The organism is Streptomyces sediminimaris, from assembly GCF_047049295.1.
In the GTDB taxonomy this organism is placed as follows: Bacteria; Actinomycetota; Actinomycetes; order Streptomycetales; family Streptomycetaceae; genus Streptomyces; species Streptomyces sediminimaris.
Genome location: NZ_JBJWOT010000003.1, coordinates 35,066 through 58,981, shown reverse-complemented (window position 1 = coordinate 58,981; position 23,916 = coordinate 35,066). Strand labels below are relative to the sequence as shown.

Here is a 23,916-nt window from a genome sequence, read left to right as displayed (position 1 = left end):
CGCCCGGACAGTCAACAGGCGTGCGCGGACGGGTTCTCCTTCGCGACGCTCGCGGCTCATGGGCGGATGGGAACGGGAGGGCCCTGAGCGCGCGCCCGTGCCGCGTTGGGGGACTGCCCGGGCCCCGCTGGAGATGTGGGTGGCGCATCTTCCCGGTGACGCTGGCTGCGGCCGCGGGTCGAGCCGGCCGCAGCTTCACCCGCGTTCCCGTCCTGGCAGGTGCGAAGATCGCCTCCCGGTCCCACATCCGATCCGCCGCCGGACGTGTTGTCCACGGCGGGCAGCGGCTGATGGCCTCTCGAGGCCCGGCCCGCGGGAGCAGCCTGCTCACCCCGCCGTGCCTCCGGCTCCCGTGAAGCCGGCCAGGCGACGGCGACACGGCCAAGGCCGGTGCCTGGCTGGTCAAGGCCCGCCCTCGGCACCGGCCCGGCCGGCCGGGTGCCGGTCATGGACGCCCGGCCGCCGCTTCGACGGTGACCGGACGGATGAGGCCGCCGCTCACAGGGTCCCCCGTGTGATAACAGCTGTTACCATGCTGGTTATGGCGAAGACACAGCTGGGCGCGCGTGTGGACGAGGATGTCGCGGACCTCGCGAAGAAGCGCGCCGCCGACCTGGGATTGAGCATCGGGGACTACCTCGCCCGGCTCGTACAGGACGATGCCAGCGGCCTGCGCGCCCGTGCGGTGGACGCGGCCGCCCGCTTCCTGACCGAACACCAGGCAATCTTCGACGAGGCCGAACAGGCCCAGCAGACGCCCGGGGGAGCGCACGCGGCCTGATGGACCCGCACATCGACGTTCCCTGGGTCCTGGAGGTCGCCGAGGCCGCCGGGGCCAACGATCCAGCCCCGGACGATTACGGCGTGCCCGTCTCGGCTGTCGCCCGCCACCGGGCCGAGCTGTTCGAGCAGCCCGTCTACGACGGCCCCTACGCCAAAGCCGCCGCCCTGGTGCACACGCTGGGCCGGTGCCGCTGGCTGGAGCGCTCCAACCTGGCCGTTGCCGCCGCGTCCGGCGTCATGTACCTCGAAGCCGCCGGAATTCCCGTCAAGCCCGTCCGCGAAGACGCCGTCGCCCTCAAAGACCTGCTCCTCGACCCCGCCTGCACCGCAGGGAAGATCGCAGCTCTGCTGCGCACCTGGCCCACCACCACCTGACGCCCGCAATCCCGCGACCGCCTCCGCGGGCGCTGGGAGCAGACCCGTGCGCATTGACACTTCCCGGCCGCGGGTCGAGGCGCCCTTCGGAGGAACGTGCTGCTCACCGTTCTGGCCGCCAGCACGCGGCCCGCTTCCCCCTCCACCCGGGGCATGCGTTCCTGGCCCCCAGGAAGGCAGCGCATCACACGCCGGCGGATGAGCCTTGTCGTCGGGAGAGGACCAGCCGCAAGGCCGTGAAGTTGACGGGCGTGGTGGGTTTGTCCAGGGGTCTGTAGGTGAGGGTTTGGCCGAGCACACCGGCCTCTACCGGCTCGCCACCACCCTGTTCGATCACCACCGCCGTGCGGCAGCCGAACTCGCCACCCTGTATCACCAGCGCTGGGAGATCGAGACCGACGCGGCCGGCATGCACCTGGCCGAGGATGTCCTCACCGCTTTGGCGAAGGCTGCCGCCGAGGCGGAGAAGGCCAGGTCAAAGCGACTAACAAACCGCACAGGGCATGGGCCGGGCGGCCGGAGCGGTCGCCAACATGATCGAGTCCCAGACCAGGCGAATCGCCCGCGGAAACTCCCGCAGGCGCGCACAGGTGGCCTCGCGCGTGGCGAGCAGTCCGACTGCACAGCCGATCCGATGATGGTCAGCTGGCTCCCTGCGCTGACGGAGAGCCGGCGCTCTGAGTGGCGGCCCAGGAGGCGAGCAGACGCAGTCCCTCTTCGGAGGGCGAGCCCGGTTCGGCGGTGTAGATGGTGAGGGTGAGGCCGGCTTCGGCGGCCATCTCCAGGCCCTCGTAGGCGAGGGTGAGGGCGCCGACGGTGTGGTGGTGGAAGCATTTGGTGCCGGTGCCGTGGTGGCGGACGTTGTGGGCGCCCCAGCGGGTGCGGAAGTCGTCGCTGCGCGTCGAGAGCTCGCCGATGAGGTCGTGCAGGTCCTTGTCGTAGGGGTTGCGGCCGGCTTCGGTGCGCAGGATGGCGACGGTGATGTCGGCGGCCTGGTCCCAGTCGGGGTAGAAGCGGCGGGAGACGGGGTCGAGGAACTGGAAGCGGGCCAGGTTGGCCTGGTTGCCGGCCGTGGTGTAGACGTCGTCGTAGAAGGCGCGAGCGAGCTGGTTGGTGGCTAGGAGCTCCATGCGGCCGTTGCGGACGAAGGCCGGGCCGGCGGTTACGGCGTCCAGGACCCACTGGAGGCTCCGGTGCGCGGTCCAGGTCCGGGTGGTGCGGCGACGAGGCCGGGTGAGTGCGTCAGAGCCGTCCGCGGCCTGCGCCAGGTGGAGCAGGTGGGCGCGTTCGGCGTCGTCGAGCCGCAGGGCGCGGGCGACGGCTTCGAGTACGGCAGGGGAGACGCCGGCGAGGTTGCCGCGCTCGAGCTTGGCGTAGTACTCCACGCTCACATCGGCCAGGGCGGCGACTTCGCTGCGGCGCAGGCCCGGTACGCGTCGGCGGTTCCCGGAGGGCAAGCCAGCTTGTTCGGGGGTGATCTTCGCGCGCCGCGAGGTGAGGAACTCGCGGATCTCTGCTTGGTTGTCCACGCTTTCGACGGTACGTCCCGCCCGCTGCCATAGGGATGTACTGCCGGTACACCCCTTGACGGTGCCTCGCTGCGCGGACCGGGAGCGGGTTACCTGGAGGGCGTGGTGCCTTCCGCCCGCCCTGTCCCGGCAGGGCAGGAAGTGCGCACCCGCCCCTGCACTCGGTGCGGCCCTGGACTCCGGCGGCCGCACGTCACGGCACGCGAAGGAATCCCTCTCATGCGCGGCACAGTGATCCATGCCCCCGGCGACGTCCGTTTCGAGACCCTGGATGACCCGAAGATCCTTCACCCGACCGACGCGATCATTCGTACGGCTGTGACCTGCGTGTGCGGCTCCGACCTGTGGCCCTACCGGGGCGCGGAGCCGATCGGCGACCCGCATCCCATGGGGCACGAGTACGTCGGCTTCGTGGAAGAGGTCGGCTCGGAGGTCACCTCGGTCAGGCCTGGTCAGTTCGTCGTCGGCTCTTTCGCCACCTCGGACAACACCTGCGCGAACTGCCGGAACGGTTTCCAGTCGAACTGCCTGCACCGCGAGTTCATGTCCACCTGCCAGGCCGACTACATGCGCATCCCCAACGCCCAGGGCACCCTGGTCGCCACCGACGAGATCCCCGACGAGGGATTCCGGCCGGGCCTGCTGGCCGTCTCCGACGTGATGGGCACCGGCTGGTGGGCCGCCGACGCCGCCGAGGTCAGGCCCGGCTCCACCGCCGTGGTCGTCGGCGACGGCGCGGTCGGCCTGTGCGGCGTGATCGCCGCGAAGGAGATGGGTGCGGAGCGCATCATCGCCATGAGCCGGCACGAGACGCGGCAGAAGCTCGCCCGGGAGTTCGGCGCCACCGACATCGTCACCGAGCGCGGCGACGAGGGCGTGGCCCGGATCAAGGAGATGACCGGCGGCATCGGCGCCGACAGCGTGCTGGAGTGCGTCGGCACCGCCCAGGCCATGCAGCAGGCCCTGCACTCCGCGCGCCCCGGCGGCAACGTCGGCTTCGTCGGCGTTCCCCACGAGGTCGCCATCGACGGGCAGGAGCTGTTCTTCTCCCACGTCGCCCTGCGCGGCGGCCCCGCCCCCGTGCGCCGCTACCTGCCCGACCTCATCGACCGCGTCCTGACCGGAGCGATCGACCCCGGCGGGGTCTTCAACCTCACCCTGCCCCTGGAGCAGGTCGCCGAGGGCTACAAGGCCATGGACGAGCGCCGCGCCATCAAGTCACTCCTCAAGCCCTGACCGCACCCACTCCGTCCCCCGCACAAGGAGCAAGGAGCAAGCAACCGTGCAGATCACCCGCAGCTCGATCGACACCGTCAAAGGACCCGCCGACTGGTTCACCGGCGACGTCTACATCGACGCCGTCGCCGCGGCACCCGCCCCGTCCCGGGTCACGGCGAACCTGGTGCACTTCCTGCCCGGCGCCCGCACCCACTGGCACCGCCACCCGCTGGGCCAGACCGTGTTCGTCACCGAGGGCGTCGGCCTGTGCCAGCGCCGCGGCGGACCGGTCGAGGTCATCCGGCCCGGCGACCGGGTCCTGTTCGAGGCAGACGAGGAGCACTGGCACGGCGCGGCGCCGAACCGGCTGATGGTCCACCTGGCCATCAACGAGGGCGACGCCGACCACGACGTCGTGCACTGGCTGACCCCCGTCACCGACGAGGAGTACGCCGCCGCCCCGGCCACCAGCTGAAATCCGGTACCGGGCGGGCGCGCCCACCGGCGGCCACCCCTGGCGCTGCCGCGTGCCGTTGTGGCGGCTCATCCACCCCAGCGCAGGTCGGGAAGGGACAAGCTCGTGCTGCGCGCCCTTTCTGCCCCGTCCTGCTCGTCGTCCTGGTCTGGCCCGTGACGGCCGGCGACCGTCACCAGCCGCCCGCTGTGCCGTCCTCGCCGTCGGCTTCGACGCGCGAGCCATCCGCACTGTCCGACAGGAGCAACGCCATGCGCATCCGCCTGACGATCGACGGCCGTAAGGCCGACGGCACCTTGAACGACAGCCCCGCCGCCCGCGACCTGGCCGGTCTGCTCCCGCTCACCCTTCAGCCGGAGGACTTCCACGGCACGGAGCGGATCGGCTGCCCGCCGCGCAGGCTCACCACCGACGGCGCCCCCGCCGTCTGCGGCGAAGGCCGGCGACCTTGCCTACTACGTGCCGTGGGGCAACCTGGCCGTCTTCTACCGGTTGCTCGGCGTGTTGGTTCCTTCGACGAGGAACTCCCTGGCGCCGCGCAGTGGGGTGACCAACTCGCGTTGGGTCGCGCGGCAGTCGAGGCGGATGTCGAGCCCGCCGGGGATCCCGGATTCGCTGCGCCGTCCTGCCCGCAGCCGGGAGACGTCGAGCCCATCGCGGTGAGCGATGAGGACACCGAGCTCATAGCGGCTGACAGGATCGGCCCCCGCAAGATGGCGCACGCCGGAAGCGTGGGAGAACGCCAGTTCCAGCAGAGCGGCGGCAAGATCGGACACATGCACCGGGCAGCGGACGTCGTCCGTGAACAACACCCCGGCCCATCCGCCCGACGTCAGGTCGTGCACTGCCCGGACATGAACAGAGTCTCGGTCGCCAATGATCAGAGAGGTACGGGCGACGACGGCGTCCGGGTACACGAGGCGGACGCCGGTCTCGGCTGCTGCCTTCGCCGCGCCGTACGGGGTGACGGGATCGGGTAGCTGCGACTCGTCGTAGTGGACGCTCGCGCCGGAGAACACCGCGTCGCTCGACACGTGGACCAGTCGACAGCCGTGCCGGGCGGCGGCCAGCGCGAGCCGCACAGGTCCTTCTGCCGTCACCGCCCAGTCGGCTGCGTGGCTGGTCGCGTTGATGATGGCGCACGGCGCCAGATCGGCAACGACACTTTCCACACGCTGTGGCTTCCGCAGGTCGAGGTCATGCCGGATGGCGTCTGGAACCGAGTCCGGCCGGGTCGCGAACGTCGCGGCCGTGACATGACCGGCAGCTGTCGCCTGACGGACCAGCTCGCTTCCGAGGAACCCGCTGCCACCAACGACCAAGACCGACATAACGCGACACCATAGAGGATCACGGATGTCTCCAACCGGTCTTCCATGAGCAGGCAGACGGGCAGGGGGCCAGTGTGGTGACTGGGTATCGGCCCAGGGCGGCGGTGGAGAGCGGCCCTGCGACACCGAAACTGCGATGCACGAGGAGCCGTTACGGTGCGTACCGCATCGAGCCCCCTCTCCTCAAGGGCCTCCAGCGGGCCTTCGCCCTCGCCGACGCCCGAGCCGAAAACGGTGCCCGGCGGGGCGAGTCCTGACTACGGTCCGGCCGTGTCGGCGGAGGTTGAGGAGGGGCAGGTGACCTCCCAGGCCGCCTCGATCATCCGGAAGATCTCGTCCACCGCGGCCTTCGGATCGGCCGCCTCACGAGCCAGCGAATAGGCGTCGATCACGAACCTGGCGATCGCCCGGCTGGCCGTTGCGGTCCGCGGGATCGCGTTCCCTCATGCCCGCCTGGCCATCCGCGTCCACTGCCGCCGCCGACGGCAGACCGGACGACGCGAGAGCCGCGAGAGCGTCTACGCGGTCACCAGCCTCGACGCTCACCAGACCACTTCCGCCGACCTGGCCACCGCAATCCGCGGCCACTGGACGGTGGAAGTGCGCCATGAGGCGCTTTGTCTCCGGACGGGGGTGAGAGACCCCCGGCGCCCGGCTGTCGCAGCAGCCGGGTGAGGGTCTCGGCCGCCCGGCGCGGCCGTACCCATGGCGTCACCGCCGCCCGGCACGACCACATCACCGCCCACCTGCGCAAAGCCGGCATCGTCGCGATCGCCGACCTTGGCTTCCTCGGCCTCGACGACGACCCCGACAACCCGGTGATCATCACCGGCTACCGCGCCGCCCGCGGCCGACGGCTGACCGCCGCGCAGAAGGAGGCGAACAAGCTCGTGGCCCGCGAACGCGCCGCGAACGAGCACGGCTTCGCCGACTTGAAGAACTGGCGCGTGCTCACCAAGCTCCGCCTCAATGCCCGTCACGCCACCGCACTGCTGCGGGCCCTGCTCGTCCTCACCCGCACCGAAGTCTCCTGGTGACGGGCAATCACCTGCTACCGATCCCGCCGCCGACCAGCACAAGCACCCTCACGACCGGCCACACCTGGAATGGGGTGCCGAACGAGTCACCGGAGTTCGGCGGAACCGGTGGCCGCGGCTCCCGTGGTGGTGAGGGGCCCAAGGAGGCGGACGCTTCGCGCGTCAGTCAGTCACTTGTAGATCTTGCCGGGCTCGGCCTTGGCAGGAGCGAGCAGCTGGGAGACGGTCACGAAGGTGTAGCCCTGCTTGCTGAGCGCCTTCAGGATGGAAGGCATGGCCGGCACGGTGCCCTTGTGCAGCGGGTGGAGCAGGATGATCCCGTCGCGGTCGGCGCCCGCGAGCACGCGCTTGGTGATCAGTGCGGTGTCGTCCGTCTCGTAGTCCTTCGCGGTCACCGTCCACAGCACCTGCGCCATCCCCAGTTCTTTCGAGACCTTGGAGACGCGGTCGTCGGTGCGGCCCTGGGGCGGGCGCATCAGCGTCGGCTCGCTGCCGGTGATGCTGGAGATGGCCCGTGCCGTGCGGCGCAGCTCGTCGCGGATCTGCGCATCAGAGACATCGGTCAGTACCGCGTGCGTCCAGGTGTGGTCCCCGATCTCGTGGCCGTCCTTGGCGATCCGCCGCACCACATCCGGGAACTTGTGGATGCGCCGGCCCTCAAGGAAGAACGTCGACGGCGCCTTGTACCCCTTCAGGAGGTCCATCAGTCGGTCGGTGGGTTCGCCCGGGTTGCCATCGAAGGTGAGCGCGATGCACTTGGCCTTCCGGCAGTCCACCTGCCCCGACGGTACGCCTGCTCCAGACGCGGCCCGGTCACGTTCCTCGCGCGGAGAGAGCGTCTTCATCTTGTTCGCCTGGATGACCATGACGACGGTCACCGTCACGGCCGCCACCGCGGCCAGGGTCAGGAGTATGAGTAGGCGAGGCCGCCTCTTCAGGATCTTCATCCCAAGGAGAAGATTTCAGCGCCGGAAGGGTTGCCCAGCGGCCTCGACAGTGAGGCAGGACACGTGTATGCAGCGCGTTTCAAGTGAGCTGCGGCGCCACCTCGGCTGCGATCCGCTCCAGCGCCTCTCCGACGTGCTCGGCCGCCGACGGTGGCGCTGGTGTGCCTCGCGCCTGGCAACGGCCCGCTGCTGCGGCCGCCGCCAGGCGGGCCACCTCGGATTCCGCCTCCGCGAGTTCCTTGCGCAGCTGCTCGACCTGGTCCGCCAGCACGACCCGCCGCTGAATCACCCACGTCAGCACCACGGCCATCCTCCGCCCCCTCTCCCGCCCCGTGAACTCCCTTGATTCCGTGGGCAGTAGACGGCACGGACGCCCCGCGGCCCCAGTTCCGGCGAATCACTCCATGACCAGACGATCACCTGCTACCGATCTCGCCGCCGACCAGCATGAGCACGCCCATGACCGGCCACGCCAGCCCCGTGACCTGCAACTGCAGGATGAAACGATCTCACTGTGCCCGGAACCTCGCACCAACTCCCGCAGCAGCTCCAGCAGTTCCTCCTCCGAGTCCGCGACCGGGCCCACCCGGCGGCGCTCGCCGTCACCGTAGTCCAGCCACACCTCGTGCGGGCCCGGGATGGTCCGGATCGGCAGCGCGGTCGCGGGCACGGGACTGGCGCTCGCGCTGCTGGCCGAGGGCGTGGTGCCGCAGTACACCTCGTCGGCGGCGAAACAGCGAGCAGGCACTCCGGCTTCGAGAGCGTCGGCCACCATCCGTGCCGCCTGCTGGGGCTTGGTGGCGAAGTCGATCTCGTCGGGGACGCCGGCCGCCGCGCCGCTCGTCGTCGGCGGCCCAGTCGGCCGGGAGATACAGGGCCCGGTCGATGATGACCCGCATCATGGCGTGACCGCCACCAGGTGCACCGCGATCACGACCGGGCTCGCGAGGAGGTGGCCGGGATGGTGATCGACCACCTTGCCGATCAGGACGTGGTGCTCGGTGGGCGACTGCCGCGGGCCGGACAGCGGAGCTGGTGCTGGTGGACGGGTTCTACCGGCCACCGGTGCGCGTGGCCCGCCCGGGTGGAAGGACAATGCCGAAGTCGGCATTGCCACCGAGTACGCGGGTTGCTGCCACCAGGTCCTCGCCATGCCCGGCGTTTCGGTCGGCCGCTTCCCGGCCCGTTCGGAACAGCAGCACGCGATCGTCGCCTCGCTGTTGGCCCCGGGAGCGGCTCGTCGTGCGACGGCGTCAAATAGGCTGTCACCAGTTGCGTGGCCGTGGACATGACCCAGGGTCGTGCCCCCGATGGACGTCTGGAGGAAGCCGTGAAGGCCGAACTCCCCGACTGGCTGATCCCGCCCAGACCGAGCGGCTGGGAGTCGGACGACCTCGACAACCTCCCCCAAGCCCCGCGGCACACGGAACTCATCGACGGAGCCCTGATCCTCATGACGTCGCCGCAGCGTTCGTGGCATGCCAGGCTCGTGGAGAACCTGACCTTCGCCCTGCGGCACGCCGCCCCCGAAGGGTTCGAGGCGGAGCGTCAGATGACGGTCCGGCTCGACAACAAGAGCCGTCCTGAACCCGACCTCCTGATTTCCACCGCCGCGTATGATCCGGACCGCACGTGGTACGCCCCCCAAGATGTCAGCCTGGTCGTCGAGGTCGTCTCGGAAGAGTCAGCGGACCGGGACCGCTCCCCTGAAGCCCTTCAAGTACGGGCAGGCCCAGATTGCGCATTTTTGGCGCGTCGAGGACGAGGCGGGGGCCCCGGTCGTCCATACGTACGAACTCGACTCCATGACCAGTTCTTACGTGCCCACCGGCATCCACCGAGGGCGGTTGAAGATCTCCGTGCCCTTCCCGCTCGACATCGACCTCGACGCGCTCGTCCCCTGACTCCGGGCCGCTGGCAGCGTGGTTTGCGCCGGTCGTGACGCTCTGCTCCGGGCATGCAGCCGGGCCGTCTCCGTGCACGTACCCGCGCCGAGGGTGTACGGGATCTCCGCCAAACCGGCGACGACTCTGTTGCTGGGACACAGCATGATGACCATGTCCTGGCCGTCACAGAGTTCCGGCGGCGCGCCTCCCGCCTGAGCGAGCCGCCCGGTGAGGCCGCGTCGCCGCCGGGGCTCTACCGCTCGGTCTGTGGGACCTCGGCCAGGCTGTGCGCGGCGGCGTCCCAGGAGAACGAGTCGGGTGCGAGGTGCCAGTGTGCCATCAGCCCGTACAGGGCGGCGGTGAACAGGCGCGCCTGCAGCGCTGGGTCAGTGTTCTGCGGCCATTGGCCGGCGGCGACACCCGCCCGGATCAGACCCTCCACCTTTTCCTGCGTGCGCCGGTCGGCGGTCTGGACGGCGGCGGCGATCGCGGGGTGGTAGGCAGCCAAGGTCCGAGCCTCCATCAGCACCCGGCAGGATTCTGGTTGCCCGACCACGTGCGCGCCTACCGCCGCGGCCACGGTCCGCAGCACCGTCCGCGGCGATTCGTGCGCTGGAGCGGTGAGCGCGCCGACGGCGGCGTCGACCCGCTCGGTGAGCCCGCAGCCCCACTCGTCGTGCAGCGCGATGAATAGCGCCTCCTTGCTCGGGAAGTACAGGTACGGGGTTCCCTTGGACACCCCGGCAGCCACGGCGACATCCGCCATCGTCGTCGAGTGGTAGCCGCTGCGGGCGAAGCAACCCACAGCGGCGGCGATGATCTGGTTGCGCCGCGCGGTGCGTGTCTGGTGGGCGAGCTTGGGCATACCAGTCCTTCCTACCGCAGGACCCGGCGCCCGGTCCGTGCCGCCACCGCCCACTCCAGGGCGTAGCCGGCTCCCAGGATCACCAGGAAAGCAGCCGCCTCGGCGTTCACCCGGTACCAGGTCAGACTCCCACCGGGCACCAGCGCAGCGGCGAACCCCAGCAGCGCAACCGGCGTCCACCCCATCCCGGTGACCACGCAGTGCGTCTCTGCGCAGTGCCAGAAGTTCAATAGGCAGTACGCGGCGAGAAACGCCACGTATGCGCTGGCCAGAGCCACTCCGCTCCGGCCGCCGAGCGCTCCCGCGCCGGCGAAGAACGCCGCCGTCACCAGCACGGCCACCGGACCCCGCACGATCGGCTCCACCCGATGCAGGCAGCGCGCGGCCGCGCCTTCTGCGGGCTGGTCACCCGCCGCCCGTGGCGGCGGTGAGCACAATCCAGCGCGGCCTCGTACCACCGCCCGGGAGCCACACCCCCGGCCTCGGTCCTGCAGGGTCCCCTTCTTCCTCATGCCAAGGCTCCAATCTGGATGACTGGTCAGTCATTTTACGCCCCGAGGCTCCCGCCCGGCCGATGGGTCGTAGAACCGAAGCGGCGGGAGGAACCACGTCGTCCGAGACAGGCCAAGGTGGTGCCGTGAGTCATCCCGGCCCCGCCAAGCGACGCCGACCCGCGAGACGGGGTCTGGCGCACCACCCCGATTCAGCCGTTGTCGGTTGCACGGGCGGCGGGTGGCAGCGCCCACTGATGACCAACGGTCCGGCGGGGGCGGAGAGGAAGACCTCGCCGGCCCCGTCGGCCATTGTCCGCGCCGGTCTCGGTGCCTTCGGTGTGGTGGGGATGTGGGTTTCAGGTCCGGGCGAGGGCGCTGCGGCGGTCGGGGTAGCCGCGGATGTCGACGATCTGGGCGCCGTCGACGGTGAAGACCTGGAAGATCCGCTGGGGTGGTGCGGGGCGGGCGCCTTCGGCCGGGCGGGTCAGGGTCAGCCCGAGCACGACGGCGTCGCGGTCGATTTCCACGCTGTCGAGGGTGGGCGTGGTGCCGTCGGCGAGGGTCTGGCGGTACCAGGCGAGGACCTGGGCGCGATCATGGCAGACCCCGGTCCAGTGGACCTCGGGGTGCAGGAGCGAAGCCAGCAGGTCGAGGTCGCGGTCACGGCAGGCGGCGTCGAGGTGCCGGGCGACCTCGCCGAGGACGCCCGCGCCGAGCGGCTCGGCCGAGTCGGTCCGCTCGTCCGCCGGTTGCTCGGTTGCTTCGTCGGGGGGTGCCGCGTCGGGGGTGACGCCGTAGCTGCGCAGGAGGTCCATGACCTCCTCGCTGGGCGGTTTCCCGGCGAGCCACACACCCTCTCGTGAGGCACCGGCGTCAAGGAGCAGACGCACCGTCGCAAACCAGTCGCCCGGCGTGCCTGCCTGTTCTGCGCTGCCGACGGTGGCGAAGGCCAGCGGAGTGCCGTCGAACCGGGCGTCGCGGGCGTCGACCTCGGCCCCGGCGTCGAGCAGCAGCCGAACCGCGGCCGCGTTGCCGTGGTAGGCGGCGGTGTGCAGGGGCTGTTCGCCGGAGTCGTTGCGGACATCGTGGGCGAAGCCCAGGCCGAGCATGAGGGCGAGCGCCTCGGGGCGCCGGGAGGCGGCGTCGACGAGGACGGCGCGGTCCTGGTCGGTCAGCTGGTCGCGCAGGCCGGGGTGATCGGCGAGCAGCTCTTCGGCCGCTCGGCAGTCGGCGGTGAGGCAGGCCCCGAGGAACCGATCGACCGCGGAGCTGTCGTCCCTGGCGCCGCATGCCCTCAGCAGTGCCGCGGAGGCGTCGTTGCCGGCCCGCACCGCGAGCCGGTGCGCGGACAGGCCGTCCGCGCCGGTGGCCCGCGGGTCGGCCCCGGCTTCGAGAAGGGCGGCCACGACCTCCGCGGAGGCGCCTGCCGCGGCGTCGGGCAACGCCTGCGAAGCGGTGGTCCCCGCCCCACCCGCGGCGGGTTCGAGGGCGGTGAGCAGCAGCGCGGTCGCCACCGGATCGTCGTTGCCGACCGCGGCGCCGACCGCCCAGGTTCCCGCCACCCGGGCTCCGTGGGAGAGCAGCAGTTCAAGGCATCGGTGGTCTCGATGACGGGCGGCCTCGGCGATGGGCTGGCCCGGGTCGGGGTGGGCGCCGGCGTCGAGCAGGACTTCGGTGAGGGCCGGGTTGTTGGCCTCCACCGATCCGCGCAGCGCCGAGCGGTAGCGCGGCCGTCCCCCGTCGTTGGTGTTCGGGCCGGCCCCGGCGTCCAACAGAAGGCGCACCACCTCGGCCATCCCGGGCACCCGGCCGGGGTCGATCTGATGCCACCGGGAATAGCACGCGTACAGCAGCGGCGGCCACCCGCGCTCCTCGTCGATGGCGATCGCCGCCGTGGGGTCGGTGGCGAGGATCTCGTGCACCGCCCCGGCCTCGCCGAGCACGGCCGCGGCGCGCAGGCTGCCGCGGGCGATCCCCGGATCCGCGCGGAAGAGGTCGGCAGCCTGCCGCACCCGGTGCTCGACCGATGCGGCCACGAACGCTCGTTCCTGCCGGCAGGAGGCCGTGTGGGCGTCGACGGCGGCTTTGAGCCGGGGCCAGCTCGCGAATCCCAGCTCGCGGGCGATGACCAGCTGGGCGGCGGCCAGACCGGTCGCGTCCGGGCGAGAGGGGTGATGGCGGTCAAACCGCTGCACAGCTGCGGTGTCACCGCGGCGGGCGGCGTCGCGCAACTCCTTGGCCTGGCGGCGCAGCTGACCGAGGTCGGGGCGTTCGGGAAGTGAATCGGACACGGCGACTCCCTCTGTTCGCCTGCGGTCCGCTGCTCAGGCCGAGGAAGAGGCCACATCACACGAGGATCGTGCTTCAGACAGAGGTGGGCTCAGCCCTTCCCGCGGACCCGGCGGCACCCTCCAGCGCCACACGCGATCCTAACCGACGGCCGTCGGACGGCCTGCTGGGAGCCGCAGCCCCCGTCGGATGCCTTCTTCCCGTAAAACGGCGAGGCCCGGTAGGAAACAGGCGACGGGCCGGGTCAGTACGGCTACCCCCAACGAGACCGCCGCCGTGTGGAGCATCTCGTACGCCGCTCGCGGCAGCGGGCCAGCGTCTTACCGCCGATCACGACTGTCCACGAGTAGCGCGCTGACGCCACCCTGCTGAATCGGCGGATGGTCGCATCGGCCGCTGGATCCGGTTGAGCGGAATCGGTCATGGCTGACTTGCGCTCTTCCGGGCTTGTCCTGCGTTGCCGAGACTCTCGCTTCAGGAAGGATCGGGGGAGGGCGAGATGGCTGTTCAACGTGGACGGAATCCGGCCCGTCGTCGCGGGCGGGCGACAGGAGCAAAGCCGGTCGCGCTCGGCGGAGGCGGCCTGCTCGTCGTGCTGATGGTGTTCTGGTCGCAGGTGTGGCCGTACGCCGTAGGGAGTGTGGTCCTCGGCGGTATCGGAGCCGTGGGCTGGTGGCTGTGGCGCACCGACCGCAGGGTGCGTGCCCGGGACCGCCGTTGGCGCCAGGACGAGGCGGTGAAGGCCGGTCGGCGGAGCCTGTCCGAGGTGGATGCGATGACGGGCACCGAATTCGAGGAGCTGGTCGCCGGCTTGTGCCGGAGGGACGGCTGTACGGAGGTTTGGCGGGTGGGCGGTTCGCACGACAACGGTGCCGATGTCGTCGGTCGTCTGCCGGATGGCCGGACGTTTGTGATCCAGTGCAAGCGGTACGCGCCCAGCAGCACCATCGCCAGCCGTGAGCTGCGTGATCTGCTGGGTGCCAAGGTCCACTTCCAGGCCGACGTGGCGGTGTTTGTGACGACCACCAGGTTCAGCCGTCCTTCCGAGAGGTTCGCCGTCGAGCACGGCATTCTCGCTGTGCACCGCGATCACCTCGGCTTGTGGAACAACGGAGCGTCCCTTTCGGCGCTGAGCCGTGTGAACGGTCGCGGCCAGGGGGACTCCCGTCACCGGGCGCGCTGGAAGCAGGCCTACGGGAAGTGACGGACCGGCGTCCAAGAGCCGTTCACCGGTCAGCGGGTGCTCGTGTCGTACAGTCGCCACGCCGGGTACCGCAGGGCCTGAGCGCTCTCTTCGCCGCAGGCCATGAGCCGACGGCGGTGCAGTATCGGGTGCGGGTGGCGGGCTTCGTCAGCGGTTTCGTCCGGCCCGCGGTCGAGCAGGACGGCCTGTGGACGGGCGGCGTCCTGGGTTCGTACCCGGACCTCGACGGGGCGGCCGTGGACGCTGTCGCCGACCACGGCTGTCCTCCCTCTTTTTGTTGACTGTGGCGGACTCGACGTCGGCGGCCTGTGTGAGCCGGTGACGTTGCTGTCAGGTGGTGTGCCGGTGCGGGAAGTCCTCATCCCCGGGCCCTGCTCACGCGGCTGTGCCGGTGTTCGTCGGTGCTGGTGATCGCTACAGTGCGCTGGGGACCGACCAGCCGTCCCAAGGGGGGCCAGCGTTGAAGTGGGCACTGACCGATGACTACGCCGCGCTGACCACGTCCATCATGGCGGCCGTCCAAGTGATCGCCACCGTCCAGTTCGAGCGTCGCACCTCACACACCACCAGGGCGCCCCAACCCACCTACGGCGCAGAGTAGTTGGCCCGGTCTCCGTTTACGAGAGCCGCACCCAACGCCGTGCCCATTACCGTCCTCGTAGAGCCCGGTTGGGGGAGACGACTTGGGGGCGCGGCACAAGCCGGAGGCGGCTGTGGGTCCCGGCAGGGACTCATTCCTCGATTCGCAGGCAACGCCACGTCTGCGGGCCCACGATGCCGTCCTGCTGCGACGGGGGGAACTGACACCGTGCCTGCACACGTTTCACGGCAGCGACCGTGTCGGGCCCGTAGATGCCGTCGAGTGCACTGGGCCCTTGGCCGTGGTAGTCGGTGAGGCACTGGATCTCCTTGACCCTGTCCCCGCTCGCCCCGGGGTAGACCGTGACATTCCAGGCCCAGGAATATCCGGCCGTCATGCCGGCGTAGTTCGTCGTCTCCTTCCACCAGACCAGGCAGCGGCTGTCCGGACGCAAGGGCGTGGACGCCGGCACATGAGAGGTGGGCTGCGCGGCCGGGGCCGTGGAGTGTGCCGCTGGAGCTGCCGAGGCTGCTCCGGCGCTACCTCCCAGGAAGACAGTGAGGGCTGCCCCCGCCGCGAGGAGGAGAGGTGTTTTGCCGGTCATGTGCGTCCTTTCGTCACGTGGAGTGCTTCTTCGAGGAGGAGAGCGGTTGGGGACATCTCTCCGGCCACGCGGGCGGATCGACTCACCCCATCGTCTTGGCGTTCGTCAACCGGGCTGCGGTGCACGGCGGTCAGTCGGTGCTGGGGACGTTCAGGTAGCAACCCGCGCCGACGTAGCCCAGCATCTGGTCCCCGGTCTGTGGACCGACGACGCCGTCCACACTCAGGCGCGGGGATTCGCCGGTCTGGTTCCACCACTGCTGGAAGGTCTTGATGCCCGAGTAGGTCTGGGGACCGAACGCACCGTCGACGGTCACATGGGCGGGAGCAGGCGAATTGTCGATGGCCTCTTGAACACACACCACCCCGTCGTGCGTGTTCGCGTAGCCGTATCCGATCCAACCTGCGGTGGTCGAGGCGCTGGCAGTGCTGACGAGTCCCATCACGGTGCACACCAGAGCCGCTCCTGTTACGGCCGTCCGGCGAAGTCCACGTGGATTCGACATTCCCTGTCCTCTGTGTGGTCGTTTACGTATGACGGCGGACTGCGGTGCTCCGAAGCAGTCAGGCGGAGCGCAGGGCACGCCAGGTCTGAGGGCCGACGATGCCGTCGATGGTGATGGAATGAGCACGGCTCCAGTTGGTCTGGAGACGGCGGACCGCCGACTCGGTGAGCTGGCCGTAGGCCCCGTCGACGGTGAGCTTCGGGCCGTCGTAGTACGCGTGACTGTTGACCAGGCATTGGATCTCGCGGACGGCGTTGCCTTCGTCGCCCCGCTGTACGATCGTGTTCCAGGCCCAGCTGTAACCCGCTGTGAAACCCGAGTGGCCACCGCTGGTTTGCCAGCGGATGGTGCACGTCGCGGCGGCAGTGGTGCCGGAGTCCTGAACAGCCCAGACGGGAGTTTGGAGGCCTGCCGTCAGAACGGCCGCCAGCCCGGCGGCGATGGTGAGCCTGCGGATGCGCATGGATTTCCTCCGTGTACGGCGGTGAGTGTGGGGAGCGCTCGGCGGTACTTACGAGGCAGCACCGCCCCACGGCCCCCCGGCGCGGGGGCTGAGAGCCGGGTGAGCTAACAGGCTTCCCCGATGTAGTCGGCCCACTTGCTGAACGCTGCCTCGGTCCCTGATCCGACAATTCCGTCGACTGGGCCGGAGTAGTAGCCCCAGTTCTTGAGGAGCTTTTGGAATCCCGTCACCGTGCCGCCGCCGACAATCCCGTCGATCGGCCCGGTGTACCATCCGTTGAATTTGAGATAACGCTGCAAAGCTTTCCAGCTGTTGGTGCCCAGCAGCCCGTCGTACGGGCCGTTGTAGCCCCAGTCGTTGTTGTGCAGCCAGCACTGCACCCCAACGGCCTGTGCGGTACTCAGGCCCCAGTTGCTGGTGGAGAGCGCGACGGCAGTCCCAGAGCTCGCGACCTGGTCCGACTGTTCCGAGGCGGGTGCGGACGCCGCGTAGCCGACGCCCGCACCCGCAAGGCCTCCGGCGGCTAGGCCGGCCACGGCAGTGACACTGACGAGTGTCCTCGACAGGACATTGGCCCGCATTCCGTTCCCCTTCCGGGCGGTGTGTCGCCACCTGGTGCGGTGGGCGCGCAGGTGGAGATTCGGTCAGCCCGGGCGACAGCAGGTGAGACCTCTGAGCGGCTCGCAGGAACGCATTGCCGGACGGGCAACACGAGCGTGCCGGATGGGCGGGGTACATTGTTCGGCGTGCCGGGCGATGTGAGACGTCTCGGGACGTCCCACGCTGTGACCTGCGGAAAAGCGGTCAGCGGGAGGGTTCCCGGGAAAGCAACAGGCTCTTCGTACCGTTTGCGGCAATGACCGAATCGAGCGGACGAGAGAGGGCTGCCGGACGATATGGGCCATGAGGATGACGGAGCGAGGGGAGACTCATGGCGGTCCTGACGGCGCGGACGTTCCGCAACTCGCGAAGGAGCCGGGGGAGGCGCAGTGAGGTGGAGGGCACTGCCTGAGTCTCTTGATCCGCATGGGCGGCAACTCGTGGTGGAGTTGCGCCGGCTCAAGGATCACAGCGGGCTCAGCCTGAAATCACTCCAGGCCAAGACGCCTTTCAGCAGGTCATCCTGGGAGCGGTACCTCAACGGCAAAGTGCTGCCCCCGCAAGCCGCTGTCAGTGCTCTGGCCGTGCGGGCCGGCGCAGATGTCGCGTCGTTGCTGGCACTGCGGGACGCTGCAGAAAGAACCTGGACCGCCGCTGAGGTGACGGCGGGAAACGGGGCGGGTGCGCCGGAGAGGGATCCCGATCCAAAGATCCGGGTGGCGGCACTGTCCGTTGCCGCGGGTGCGCTGCTGCTTTCCGCGGTCGGCTCCGTCTTGCTGATCACCGCTCCTTGGCAGGGCCCGCCCCGGACGGCCAACGTGGCAGGGGCAGGGAGATACACCTGCACCTACACCCGGCGTGGCGACCAGTTGTTCGCCGGTAACAGCACCACCACGTCCCGCTTGGTCATGCGCAATACGACGGGCCCCGACGCCGCGGAAGTACAGTGCCTGCTTCTGCGTCACAGACTTTCACCCGGTGACGTGGACGGGTACTTCGGCGAACACACGGAAACGGAGGTCAGACGGTTGCAACGGCTGGGCCACGTACAAGTCGATGGGGTGGTCGGCGAGCAGACGTGGGCGTTATTGCGGCATGTGGGATAGACGACGAGGAAGGACGGGGGAATTGGCGTACTCTTCGGCTCGCTGGCGGCGGCTCCCTCAGGACCTGCCCGCAGCCTGCTCACGTCTCGTCACCTATATGCGCAACCTGAAAGATGGCAGCGGCCTCACTCTCACCGAACTGGCGCAAGCGACAGCCATCAGCAAGTCGTCCTGGGAACGCTACCTCAACGGCAAGCAGTTCCCGCCCCGGCACGCCGTCCAGGCCCTGTGCAAAGCAGTCCATGAGACAGAGGACGAATTGCTGACGCAGTGGGCGCTGGCGGACGTAGCCTGGAGCGGACGCGGGCACACAACCTCTGCTGTCTCGGGCTCGGCGTCCTCGTCCAGTTCCGACGCCGGTACCTCAGCGCTCGACAGTCCCGTACGCGAAAGCCCGCCTGCGACACAACCCGTCAGCCGCACCCGCAGAGTGTTGCTTGCGGCATCCGCCGTGATCGACCAGCGCCCCACGACCACTGCGGTCGCGGTGTTCCTCCTATGCGGTGCCATGGTGGTGCCCGCCGCCGTCAGCTACGCATCTCGCACCACCACCTCTCAGCCGGCCGCGCGCCCGCCCATCTGCCAACTGCGCTCGTGCGAGGGGCGGAACCCGCGAACGACGGCGTGTGAGGATCCGGTCACCCTGGCCTCCCACACGGCGGCCGACGGCACCCGACTCGAAATCCGGCTCAGCCCGGGCTGCCGGGCTGGGTGGATCCGCGTCTCGCCCACGCACCCTGGTTTTCGCATCGAGATCACCGGTCCGGACGCGCGTGCTCAGAGCGTCGATGAAACAGCATGGTCGGCCGACGACGAAGTGACGACGACCATGATCGCCGCCCCTCACCCCACAGACCTCCGCGCGTGCTACTACCCCTCCCTCGGGTCTCCCGGCCGTGAGTGCTTCGACGGGGGCGCGGCGAGCCCGAAGTGATCCACGCCAGAGGGCAACCAGAGGGCACCGCCCGGCGAGCGCCTCTCCGCAGGCCCGAGCCCGTCGCGGCAGATCTCGGGGCTCGGACTGCTGGAGGCCCGGAAGAAGAGGGTCCAGGAAGAGGCGGCACGGCTGCGGGAGGAAGCCGAGCGGGTGCAGGTCGCCCTCGGCGAGGCGGAACGCGCACTTCAGCGTCTTGCCGATGCCCGTGTGACGGTGGCCGAGGTGCTGGCCGAACCGCCGTGTGCGGTCGCGGAGCCGGTGGTGAGTGCGGTGGCGGGGGCGGTGGTGCACAGACGGGCCAATGGGGTGACAGCGACGGTCCTGGTCGCCGACTATCAGCGGATCATGTCCGTGCTGGAGTCGGCTACGGGCCGGGAGGGGATGCGGTGCCGGCAACTGGCCGCGGCCCTGGGCCTCCAGACGGTCCCGGCGAAGGTCGAAGGGCTGGGGTCGAAGGCGAAACGCCTGGTGGAGCGCGGGGAGTCGTAGGGCGGGTCGGGCATCAGGCAGGAGCCGCCAGCGCAGACGAAACGTTTGACCAACAACGGGATCGCACGGCGTGTCCGGCTACCGGGAGATCCTGCAGACGACGTTCGTAGCGGTCATGCATACGGGTTGACGCCCGGCCACAAGCTGAGACGAGCCCGCGTCGCGGCGGCAGCTCAGTCGCACCACTAGCCCGCACGGAGCATGCACCGCCGTCGTGTGCCCAGTACGTCGAAGCCCTTGAACAGCACGTCCTGCCAGGAGATTTCGTCGTGGTTCGTGTCCTGGGCGTCGACACCACCGGGGCGGTGAGCGGATCGCGCTCCACTGGCGCGTCAGGCCGATGGCCACTCGTTGAACCTCTGGCCCCCTGCTTGTATACCGAGTACTCTACTCGGTATACAACGGGCTGGAGGTTCCATGAGCGTGCGTCACGCCCTGCTGGCTCTGCTCAGTGAAGGGCCCAAGTACGGGCTGCAGCTGCGCCAGGAATTCGAGGACCGGACCGGAGACGTGTGGCCTCTCAACACCGGCCAGGTCTATACGACGATGCAACGGCTTGAGCGCGACGGGCTCGCGGAGTCCGATCCCGGCGACATCTCGGACGGACCGCAGAAGCGGTACCAGATCACCGTGTCCGGCAAGGAGGAGCTGGCTTCCTGGCTGCGCACACCTCCAGGCGTCGACGCCCCACCGCGTGACGAGCTGGTGATCAAGGTGTTGGTTGCGCTCCGACTGCCCGGCGTCGACGTACGCGACATCCTCCAGGCGCACCGCAGGCACACCGTGGCGCGCATGCGGCAGTACACCCGGCTCAAAGAGGACGCGCCGGACGACCTGTCACTCCTCCTGGTCGCCGACGCCCAGCTGTTCCGGCTGGAGTCGGTGGTCCGCTGGCTCGACTCGGTGGACGGGCGACTCAAGCACCACGACGTCGACGCACCGCGCACCGGACCCGGCACCGGGAACGTCTCCGCTGATTCGGCCCGGCTGCCGGGAGCGCCGCGATGACCGCCCTGCTCGAACTCCGCGGCGTGTCGAAGACCTACGGCGCGGGAGCGGCCGCCGTGCCCGCCCTGCACGGCGTCGATCTCTGCGTGGCCACGGGCGAGTTGGTCGCCGTCATGGGCCCCAGCGGCTCCGGCAAGTCGACGCTTCTCACCATCGCCGGAAGCCTGGAGAAGCCCACCACCGGCGAAGTGCTCTTCGACGGAACACCGCTGTCCGGCCTGAGCCCCAACGACCGGGCCCGGCTGCGCCGCCGCCACATCGGCTACGTCTTCCAGGACTTCAACCTGCTCGCCGGGCTCACCGCGGTCGAGAACATCACCATGCCGCTCGAACTCGACGGCCTGAAAGCGAAACAGGCCCGCAAGGAGGGCATGCGCGCGCTGGAGGAGCTGGGGCTCGCCGACCGAGCGGGCAGCTTCCCCGACGAACTCTCCGGCGGCATGCGCCAACGCGTCGCCATCGCCCGTGCCCTCATCGGGCAGCGCCGGTTGCTGCTGGCCGACGAGCCCACAGGCGCCCTCGATTCCGACACCGGCGAGGGCGTCATGCGCCTCATCCGGTCCGCCTGCCGTGCGGGCACGGCCGCGGTATTGGTGACCCATGACGCTCAACTCGCGTCCTGGGCCGACCGGGTGGTGTTCGTACGGGACGGCCTGGTCGTCGACACCAGTTCCTCCTTCGAGGGACCGGAGAGCCTGCTGTCCTCAGACGGGGAGCCGGAGCGGTGAGCGCGCCCACGCTCACCTCGGCCCGGAGCCGGAGGCCGGACGGCGGTCTGCCCGCCCGCAGGGCCCTGGTGCGCTGGGTGTGGCGGCTGTTGCTTCGTGAATGGCGCCAGCAGCTGCTGCTCTTGTGCCTCATCGCCTTCACCGTGGCCGGAGCGGTGTGCTCCCTCGCCGCGGCCCACGCCTACCCGCCCGCCGCTACCGGCATCTTCGGCTCCGCACAGCAGCGTGTGCGACTCGACGGTGCCGACCCGCGGCAGCTCGACGCTCAAGTGGCGGCCGTACGCGGCGAGGTGGGCCGGGTGGAGGTCATCGGTCAGCGGGCCGTGCCCATTCCTGGGTCGGTACGGTCTCTGGACATCCGCGCCCAGGATCCGCACGGTCGTTTCGGGTCACCGATGCTGCGCCTGCTTGCCGGGCACTATCCCGCCGCCGGCACGGAGATCGCGCTGACCCGGTCCGCCGCGAATCTCTTCCACACCAAGCAGGGGGAGCAGGTCAGCCTGGGCGGACAACGGCTGGACGTTGTCGGCCTGGTCGAGAATCCGCAGAAACTCGACGACACCTTCGCACTGGCCGCCCCCGGTTCGCAGGTCGCGGCCCGTCCGGCGACCTCGGCCGTCGTCCTCGCGGACGCATCCCCCGCGGCCTTCTCCGCCTACCGGAGCACTGACAACAGCCCCAAGTTCATCCAGCAGCGCAAGGACTTCGACCAAGCGCCGATCACCACCGCCGTGTTCGCACTCGCCACTGTGGTGCTGCTCCTCGTCTCGCTGGTCGCCGCCGCGGGCTTCGCCGTCCTCGCGCAGCGTCGGCTGCGGCAGCTCGGGATCCTTGCCTCGATCGGCGCGAGCCCCCGTCATCTGCGGCTCGTTCTCCTCGCGCACGGTGCCCTGACCGGCGTGTGCGCCGCGGCTGTCGGCACGCTCGTCGGCGTACTGGCATGGCTGCCGCTGGCGCCCCACATGGAGGATGCAGCCGGTCACCGAATCTCCCGGCTGGCCCTGCCCTGGTCCCTGCTCGCGCTCATGGCGCTCGTCGCCGTGCTGGCGCCCACGGCCGCAGCGTGGTGGCCCGCCCGTGCGGCGGCCCGCATTCCCGCCGCCCGCGCGCTGTCGGCGCGGCCACCCCGCCCGGTGCCGGCCCGGCCGTCCGTATGGGCAGCGCTCGTCCTGCTCGGCGCGGGCGCCGGCTGCCTGGTGGCGGCGCACCGCGTCAACGGGCTGCTGATCTCCCTGGGCATCATCGCCTTCGTCCTCGGCTTGCTGCTGCTCAGCCCGCTGTTCATACGGTCCATGGCCGCCACGGCCGCCCGGATGCCGTTCACCGCACGGCTCGCACTGCGGGGCCTGGGCCGGTTCCAGGCCCGCTCCGGCGCCGCGCTCGCCGCGATCACCCTCGCGATCGGCATTCCCGTGGCCATCTCGGTGCTGGCCGCTGCCAACACGGCAACGGACGAGCAGGGAAACCTGGCGGCCGGCCAACTACTCATCCGTATCGGCTCGCAGGCGCCCGTCGTGCCACGGCTCAGCGCGGCGGAACTGGGGCGGGTACAGGACGCCGTCGACCAGTTCGCCGACGCGCTGAGCACCACCGCGACGCCACTCATGATGGCCTACGCGCCCGATGCGCCGCAGTCGGGGGGCGGGGATGCGGATCCCGGCGCCGGCCAGCCGGTCGTCGAAGTCGGCCACAAGATCGACGCAAACAGCTGGCGCAGCTCCGCACTGTATGTCGCCACTCCCGACACCGCCCGCCGCTTCGGCTTCGACCTCAAGACGGCGGCCCCGGACACAGATGTGCTCACCTCACTCCGAACCCGCCTCGAGCTCCTGGGCACTGTGCGGCGCGACCTCATCGCCCGCACCCGCCATATCCAGGGCTCGGCCTACACCTCCGTACCCGACTCCTTCCTGACTCCGGCCGCGCTGCACAGGCTCGGCTGGCGCACCATTCCCGTCGGCTGGTTCGTTCAGGCCCCACACGGCCTCACCGCGGCGCAGCTCACCGCGGCCCGGGATCTGGCGGCCGCCAACGGCCTCACCATGGAGTCCCGCGACCGACAGGACAGGCTCGCCACGCTGCGGTGGGCGTCCGTGGCCGGTGGCGTCGTGCTCGCCCTCGGCGTGCTGGCGATGACGGTCGGCACGATCCGCGGCGAAGCCACGGACGAGCTGCGCACCCTCACCGCGACGGGCGCGACCACCACCATCCGCCGCAGCCTCGCGGCCGCCACCACCGGATTCCTCGCCCTGGCCGGAGTCCTGCTGGGCACAGCAGGGGCGTACGCGATCCTTCTCGCCGCATACGCCGACGACCACAGCCCTCTCACCCGTGTCCCCTACCTGCCGCTCACACTCACCCTCCCCGGGCTCCCCGTGGCCGCGGCAGTCACCGCGTGGCTCGCCGCCGGGCGCGAACCGGGATCGATGACACGGCGCCTTTGGGAATGACCGTCGAGCCTCG

Annotated in this window: 26 protein-coding genes and 4 pseudogenes; 15 read left to right on the top strand and 15 right to left on the bottom strand. The window is 70.1% G+C overall.

Annotated features, from left to right (window positions below):
• Positions 1–541: 541 nt before the first annotated feature.
• Both ACJ9NR_RS39695 and ACJ9NR_RS39690 read left to right on the top strand, forming a co-directional pair.
• Positions 542–781, top strand: coding sequence for a hypothetical protein (locus ACJ9NR_RS39695; protein ID WP_412494757.1), 240 nt, complete (start codon positions 542–544; stop codon positions 779–781).
• The gene (locus ACJ9NR_RS39690) at positions 781–1,158 is read left to right on the top strand and encodes a fic family toxin-antitoxin system, toxin component (protein ID WP_412494756.1); all 378 of its coding nucleotides are present in this window, start codon (positions 781–783) and stop codon (positions 1,156–1,158) included. The genes ACJ9NR_RS39695 and ACJ9NR_RS39690 overlap by 1 nt, the downstream gene beginning before the upstream one ends.
• Positions 1,159–1,342: 184 nt before the next feature.
• Here the strand turns inward: ACJ9NR_RS39690 and ACJ9NR_RS39685 are convergent, their stop codons facing one another.
• Both ACJ9NR_RS39685 and ACJ9NR_RS39680 read right to left on the bottom strand, forming a co-directional pair.
• Entirely contained in the window at positions 1,343–1,573 is a 231-nt protein-coding gene (locus ACJ9NR_RS39685) for a hypothetical protein (RefSeq protein WP_412494772.1), read from the bottom strand.
• 226 nt (positions 1,574–1,799) lie between these two features.
• Entirely contained in the window at positions 1,800–2,687 is an 888-nt protein-coding gene (locus ACJ9NR_RS39680) for a helix-turn-helix transcriptional regulator (RefSeq protein WP_412494755.1), read from the bottom strand.
• Positions 2,688–2,906: 219 nt separating this feature from the next.
• Here ACJ9NR_RS39680 and ACJ9NR_RS39675 point away from each other — a divergent pair, with 219 nt between their 5' ends.
• From ACJ9NR_RS39675 to ACJ9NR_RS39665, 3 genes and pseudogenes are all read left to right on the top strand, one after another.
• Positions 2,907–3,923: a zinc-dependent alcohol dehydrogenase family protein gene (locus ACJ9NR_RS39675; RefSeq protein WP_412494754.1), complete on the top strand. Its 1,017-nt coding sequence runs from the start codon at positions 2,907–2,909 to the stop codon at positions 3,921–3,923.
• A gap of 46 nt (positions 3,924–3,969) precedes the next feature.
• Positions 3,970–4,380 (top strand): (R)-mandelonitrile lyase, encoded by a 411-nt coding sequence (locus tag ACJ9NR_RS39670; RefSeq protein WP_382355118.1) that lies wholly within the window; start codon positions 3,970–3,972, stop codon positions 4,378–4,380.
• Between the two features lie 251 nt (positions 4,381–4,631).
• Positions 4,632–4,812 (top strand): annotated as a pseudogene (locus ACJ9NR_RS39665) (cyclophilin-like fold protein); the annotation flags it as partial.
• Between the two features lie 53 nt (positions 4,813–4,865).
• Here the strand turns inward: ACJ9NR_RS39665 and ACJ9NR_RS39660 are convergent.
• On the bottom strand, positions 4,866–5,711 hold the full coding sequence (locus tag ACJ9NR_RS39660) for an SDR family oxidoreductase (protein WP_412494753.1): 846 nt from the start codon (positions 5,709–5,711) through the stop codon (positions 4,866–4,868).
• A 257-nt stretch (positions 5,712–5,968) separates the two neighbouring features.
• A pseudogene (locus ACJ9NR_RS39655) lies at positions 5,969–6,145 on the bottom strand (TetR/AcrR family transcriptional regulator); the annotation flags it as partial.
• 237 nt (positions 6,146–6,382) lie between these two features.
• Between ACJ9NR_RS39655 and ACJ9NR_RS39650 the strand changes: the two are divergent.
• Entirely contained in the window at positions 6,383–6,748 is a 366-nt protein-coding gene (locus ACJ9NR_RS39650) for a transposase family protein (protein WP_412494752.1), read from the top strand.
• A gap of 170 nt (positions 6,749–6,918) precedes the next feature.
• On the opposite strand, the gene ACJ9NR_RS39645 is transcribed toward ACJ9NR_RS39650, so the two are convergent.
• The 3 genes and pseudogenes from ACJ9NR_RS39645 to ACJ9NR_RS41730 form a co-directional block, all read right to left on the bottom strand.
• Positions 6,919–7,695, bottom strand: a complete 777-nt coding sequence (locus ACJ9NR_RS39645; RefSeq protein ID WP_412494751.1) for a polysaccharide deacetylase family protein — start codon at positions 7,693–7,695, stop codon at positions 6,919–6,921.
• 79 nt (positions 7,696–7,774) lie between these two features.
• Positions 7,775–8,005, bottom strand: a complete 231-nt coding sequence (locus ACJ9NR_RS39640) for a hypothetical protein (RefSeq protein WP_412494750.1) — start codon at positions 8,003–8,005, stop codon at positions 7,775–7,777.
• Between the two features lie 396 nt (positions 8,006–8,401).
• A pseudogene (locus ACJ9NR_RS41730) lies at positions 8,402–8,626 on the bottom strand (transposase); the annotation flags it as partial.
• Between the two features lie 357 nt (positions 8,627–8,983).
• On the opposite strand from ACJ9NR_RS41730, the pseudogene ACJ9NR_RS39635 reads away from it, so the two are divergent.
• Positions 8,984–9,599 (top strand): annotated as a pseudogene (locus tag ACJ9NR_RS39635) (Uma2 family endonuclease).
• A gap of 235 nt (positions 9,600–9,834) precedes the next feature.
• Here the strand turns inward: ACJ9NR_RS39635 and ACJ9NR_RS39630 are convergent.
• The 3 genes from ACJ9NR_RS39630 to ACJ9NR_RS39620 form a co-directional block, all read right to left on the bottom strand.
• On the bottom strand, positions 9,835–10,446 hold the full coding sequence (locus ACJ9NR_RS39630) for a TetR/AcrR family transcriptional regulator (RefSeq protein WP_412494749.1): 612 nt from the start codon (positions 10,444–10,446) through the stop codon (positions 9,835–9,837).
• Positions 10,447–10,457: 11 nt separating this feature from the next.
• Positions 10,458–10,799 (bottom strand): hypothetical protein, encoded by a 342-nt coding sequence (locus tag ACJ9NR_RS39625; RefSeq protein ID WP_412494748.1) that lies wholly within the window; start codon positions 10,797–10,799, stop codon positions 10,458–10,460.
• A gap of 497 nt (positions 10,800–11,296) precedes the next feature.
• Positions 11,297–13,231: an ankyrin repeat domain-containing protein gene (locus ACJ9NR_RS39620; RefSeq protein WP_412494746.1), complete on the bottom strand. Its 1,935-nt coding sequence runs from the start codon at positions 13,229–13,231 to the stop codon at positions 11,297–11,299.
• A 596-nt stretch (positions 13,232–13,827) separates the two neighbouring features.
• Between ACJ9NR_RS39620 and ACJ9NR_RS39615 the strand changes: the two genes are divergently transcribed.
• Positions 13,828–14,433, top strand: a complete 606-nt coding sequence (locus ACJ9NR_RS39615) for a restriction endonuclease (RefSeq protein ID WP_412512793.1) — start codon at positions 13,828–13,830, stop codon at positions 14,431–14,433.
• A 29-nt stretch (positions 14,434–14,462) separates the two neighbouring features.
• Here the strand turns inward: ACJ9NR_RS39615 and ACJ9NR_RS39610 are convergent, their stop codons facing one another.
• Positions 14,463–14,690, bottom strand: coding sequence for a hypothetical protein (locus tag ACJ9NR_RS39610; protein ID WP_412494744.1), 228 nt, complete (start codon positions 14,688–14,690; stop codon positions 14,463–14,465).
• Positions 14,691–14,893: 203 nt separating this feature from the next.
• Here ACJ9NR_RS39610 and ACJ9NR_RS39605 point away from each other — a divergent pair, with 203 nt between their 5' ends.
• The gene (locus tag ACJ9NR_RS39605) at positions 14,894–15,034 is read left to right on the top strand and encodes a hypothetical protein (protein WP_412494743.1); all 141 of its coding nucleotides are present in this window, start codon (positions 14,894–14,896) and stop codon (positions 15,032–15,034) included.
• A gap of 130 nt (positions 15,035–15,164) precedes the next feature.
• Here ACJ9NR_RS39605 and ACJ9NR_RS39600 read toward each other — a convergent pair whose 3' ends face one another.
• The 4 genes from ACJ9NR_RS39600 to ACJ9NR_RS39585 form a co-directional block, all read right to left on the bottom strand.
• Complete coding sequence (locus tag ACJ9NR_RS39600) at positions 15,165–15,617, bottom strand: peptidoglycan-binding domain-containing protein (RefSeq protein WP_412494742.1); 453 nt, start codon at positions 15,615–15,617, stop codon at positions 15,165–15,167.
• Positions 15,618–15,747: 130 nt separating this feature from the next.
• The gene (locus ACJ9NR_RS39595; protein ID WP_412494741.1) at positions 15,748–16,071 is read right to left on the bottom strand and encodes a peptidoglycan-binding domain-containing protein; all 324 of its coding nucleotides are present in this window, start codon (positions 16,069–16,071) and stop codon (positions 15,748–15,750) included.
• 109 nt (positions 16,072–16,180) lie between these two features.
• Complete coding sequence (locus ACJ9NR_RS39590) at positions 16,181–16,585, bottom strand: peptidoglycan-binding domain-containing protein (RefSeq protein ID WP_412494740.1); 405 nt, start codon at positions 16,583–16,585, stop codon at positions 16,181–16,183.
• A 104-nt stretch (positions 16,586–16,689) separates the two neighbouring features.
• Entirely contained in the window at positions 16,690–17,166 is a 477-nt protein-coding gene (locus ACJ9NR_RS39585; RefSeq protein WP_412494739.1) for a peptidoglycan-binding domain-containing protein, read from the bottom strand.
• 459 nt (positions 17,167–17,625) lie between these two features.
• Here ACJ9NR_RS39585 and ACJ9NR_RS39580 point away from each other — a divergent pair, with 459 nt between their 5' ends.
• The 6 genes from ACJ9NR_RS39580 (at position 17,626) to ACJ9NR_RS39555 (ending at position 23,903) form a co-directional block, all read left to right on the top strand.
• Positions 17,626–18,291, top strand: coding sequence for a peptidoglycan-binding protein (locus ACJ9NR_RS39580; protein ID WP_412494738.1), 666 nt, complete (start codon positions 17,626–17,628; stop codon positions 18,289–18,291).
• Between the two features lie 97 nt (positions 18,292–18,388).
• The gene (locus ACJ9NR_RS39575; RefSeq protein ID WP_412494737.1) at positions 18,389–19,225 is read left to right on the top strand and encodes a helix-turn-helix domain-containing protein; all 837 of its coding nucleotides are present in this window, start codon (positions 18,389–18,391) and stop codon (positions 19,223–19,225) included.
• A gap of 153 nt (positions 19,226–19,378) precedes the next feature.
• Positions 19,379–19,717, top strand: coding sequence for a hypothetical protein (locus tag ACJ9NR_RS39570; protein ID WP_412494736.1), 339 nt, complete (start codon positions 19,379–19,381; stop codon positions 19,715–19,717).
• Between the two features lie 417 nt (positions 19,718–20,134).
• Positions 20,135–20,725, top strand: coding sequence for a PadR family transcriptional regulator (locus tag ACJ9NR_RS39565; RefSeq protein WP_412494735.1), 591 nt, complete (start codon positions 20,135–20,137; stop codon positions 20,723–20,725).
• Positions 20,722–21,453 (top strand): ABC transporter ATP-binding protein, encoded by a 732-nt coding sequence (locus ACJ9NR_RS39560; RefSeq protein WP_412494734.1) that lies wholly within the window; start codon positions 20,722–20,724, stop codon positions 21,451–21,453. The genes ACJ9NR_RS39565 and ACJ9NR_RS39560 overlap by 4 nt, the downstream gene beginning before the upstream one ends.
• A complete protein-coding gene (locus tag ACJ9NR_RS39555) occupies positions 21,450–23,903 on the top strand; it encodes an FtsX-like permease family protein (RefSeq protein ID WP_412494733.1) in 2,454 nt (817 codons plus the stop codon). The genes ACJ9NR_RS39560 and ACJ9NR_RS39555 overlap by 4 nt, the downstream gene beginning before the upstream one ends.
• Positions 23,904–23,916 lie beyond the last annotated feature (13 nt).

Coding starts and splice junctions, on each gene's coding strand:
- ACJ9NR_RS39585 (WP_412494739.1), bottom strand. CDS start 17,166: ATGCGGGCCAATGTCCTGTCGAGGACACTCGTCAGTGTCACTGCCGTG.
- ACJ9NR_RS39690 (WP_412494756.1), top strand. CDS start 781: ATGGACCCGCACATCGACGTTCCCTGGGTCCTGGAGGTCGCCGAGGCC.
- ACJ9NR_RS39575 (WP_412494737.1), top strand. CDS start 18,389: ATGCGCAACCTGAAAGATGGCAGCGGCCTCACTCTCACCGAACTGGCG.
- ACJ9NR_RS39660 (WP_412494753.1), bottom strand. CDS start 5,711: ATGTCGGTCTTGGTCGTTGGTGGCAGCGGGTTCCTCGGAAGCGAGCTG.
- ACJ9NR_RS39590 (WP_412494740.1), bottom strand. CDS start 16,585: ATGCGCATCCGCAGGCTCACCATCGCCGCCGGGCTGGCGGCCGTTCTG.
- ACJ9NR_RS39630 (WP_412494749.1), bottom strand. CDS start 10,446: ATGCCCAAGCTCGCCCACCAGACACGCACCGCGCGGCGCAACCAGATC.
- ACJ9NR_RS39600 (WP_412494742.1), bottom strand. CDS start 15,617: ATGACCGGCAAAACACCTCTCCTCCTCGCGGCGGGGGCAGCCCTCACT.
- ACJ9NR_RS39640 (WP_412494750.1), bottom strand. CDS start 8,005: ATGGCCGTGGTGCTGACGTGGGTGATTCAGCGGCGGGTCGTGCTGGCG.
- ACJ9NR_RS39560 (WP_412494734.1), top strand. CDS start 20,722: ATGACCGCCCTGCTCGAACTCCGCGGCGTGTCGAAGACCTACGGCGCG.
- ACJ9NR_RS39695 (WP_412494757.1), top strand. CDS start 542: ATGGCGAAGACACAGCTGGGCGCGCGTGTGGACGAGGATGTCGCGGAC.
- ACJ9NR_RS39565 (WP_412494735.1), top strand. CDS start 20,135: ATGAGCGTGCGTCACGCCCTGCTGGCTCTGCTCAGTGAAGGGCCCAAG.
- ACJ9NR_RS39675 (WP_412494754.1), top strand. CDS start 2,907: ATGCGCGGCACAGTGATCCATGCCCCCGGCGACGTCCGTTTCGAGACC.
- ACJ9NR_RS39645 (WP_412494751.1), bottom strand. CDS start 7,695: ATGAAGATCCTGAAGAGGCGGCCTCGCCTACTCATACTCCTGACCCTG.
- ACJ9NR_RS39615 (WP_412512793.1), top strand. CDS start 13,828: ATGGTGTTCTGGTCGCAGGTGTGGCCGTACGCCGTAGGGAGTGTGGTC.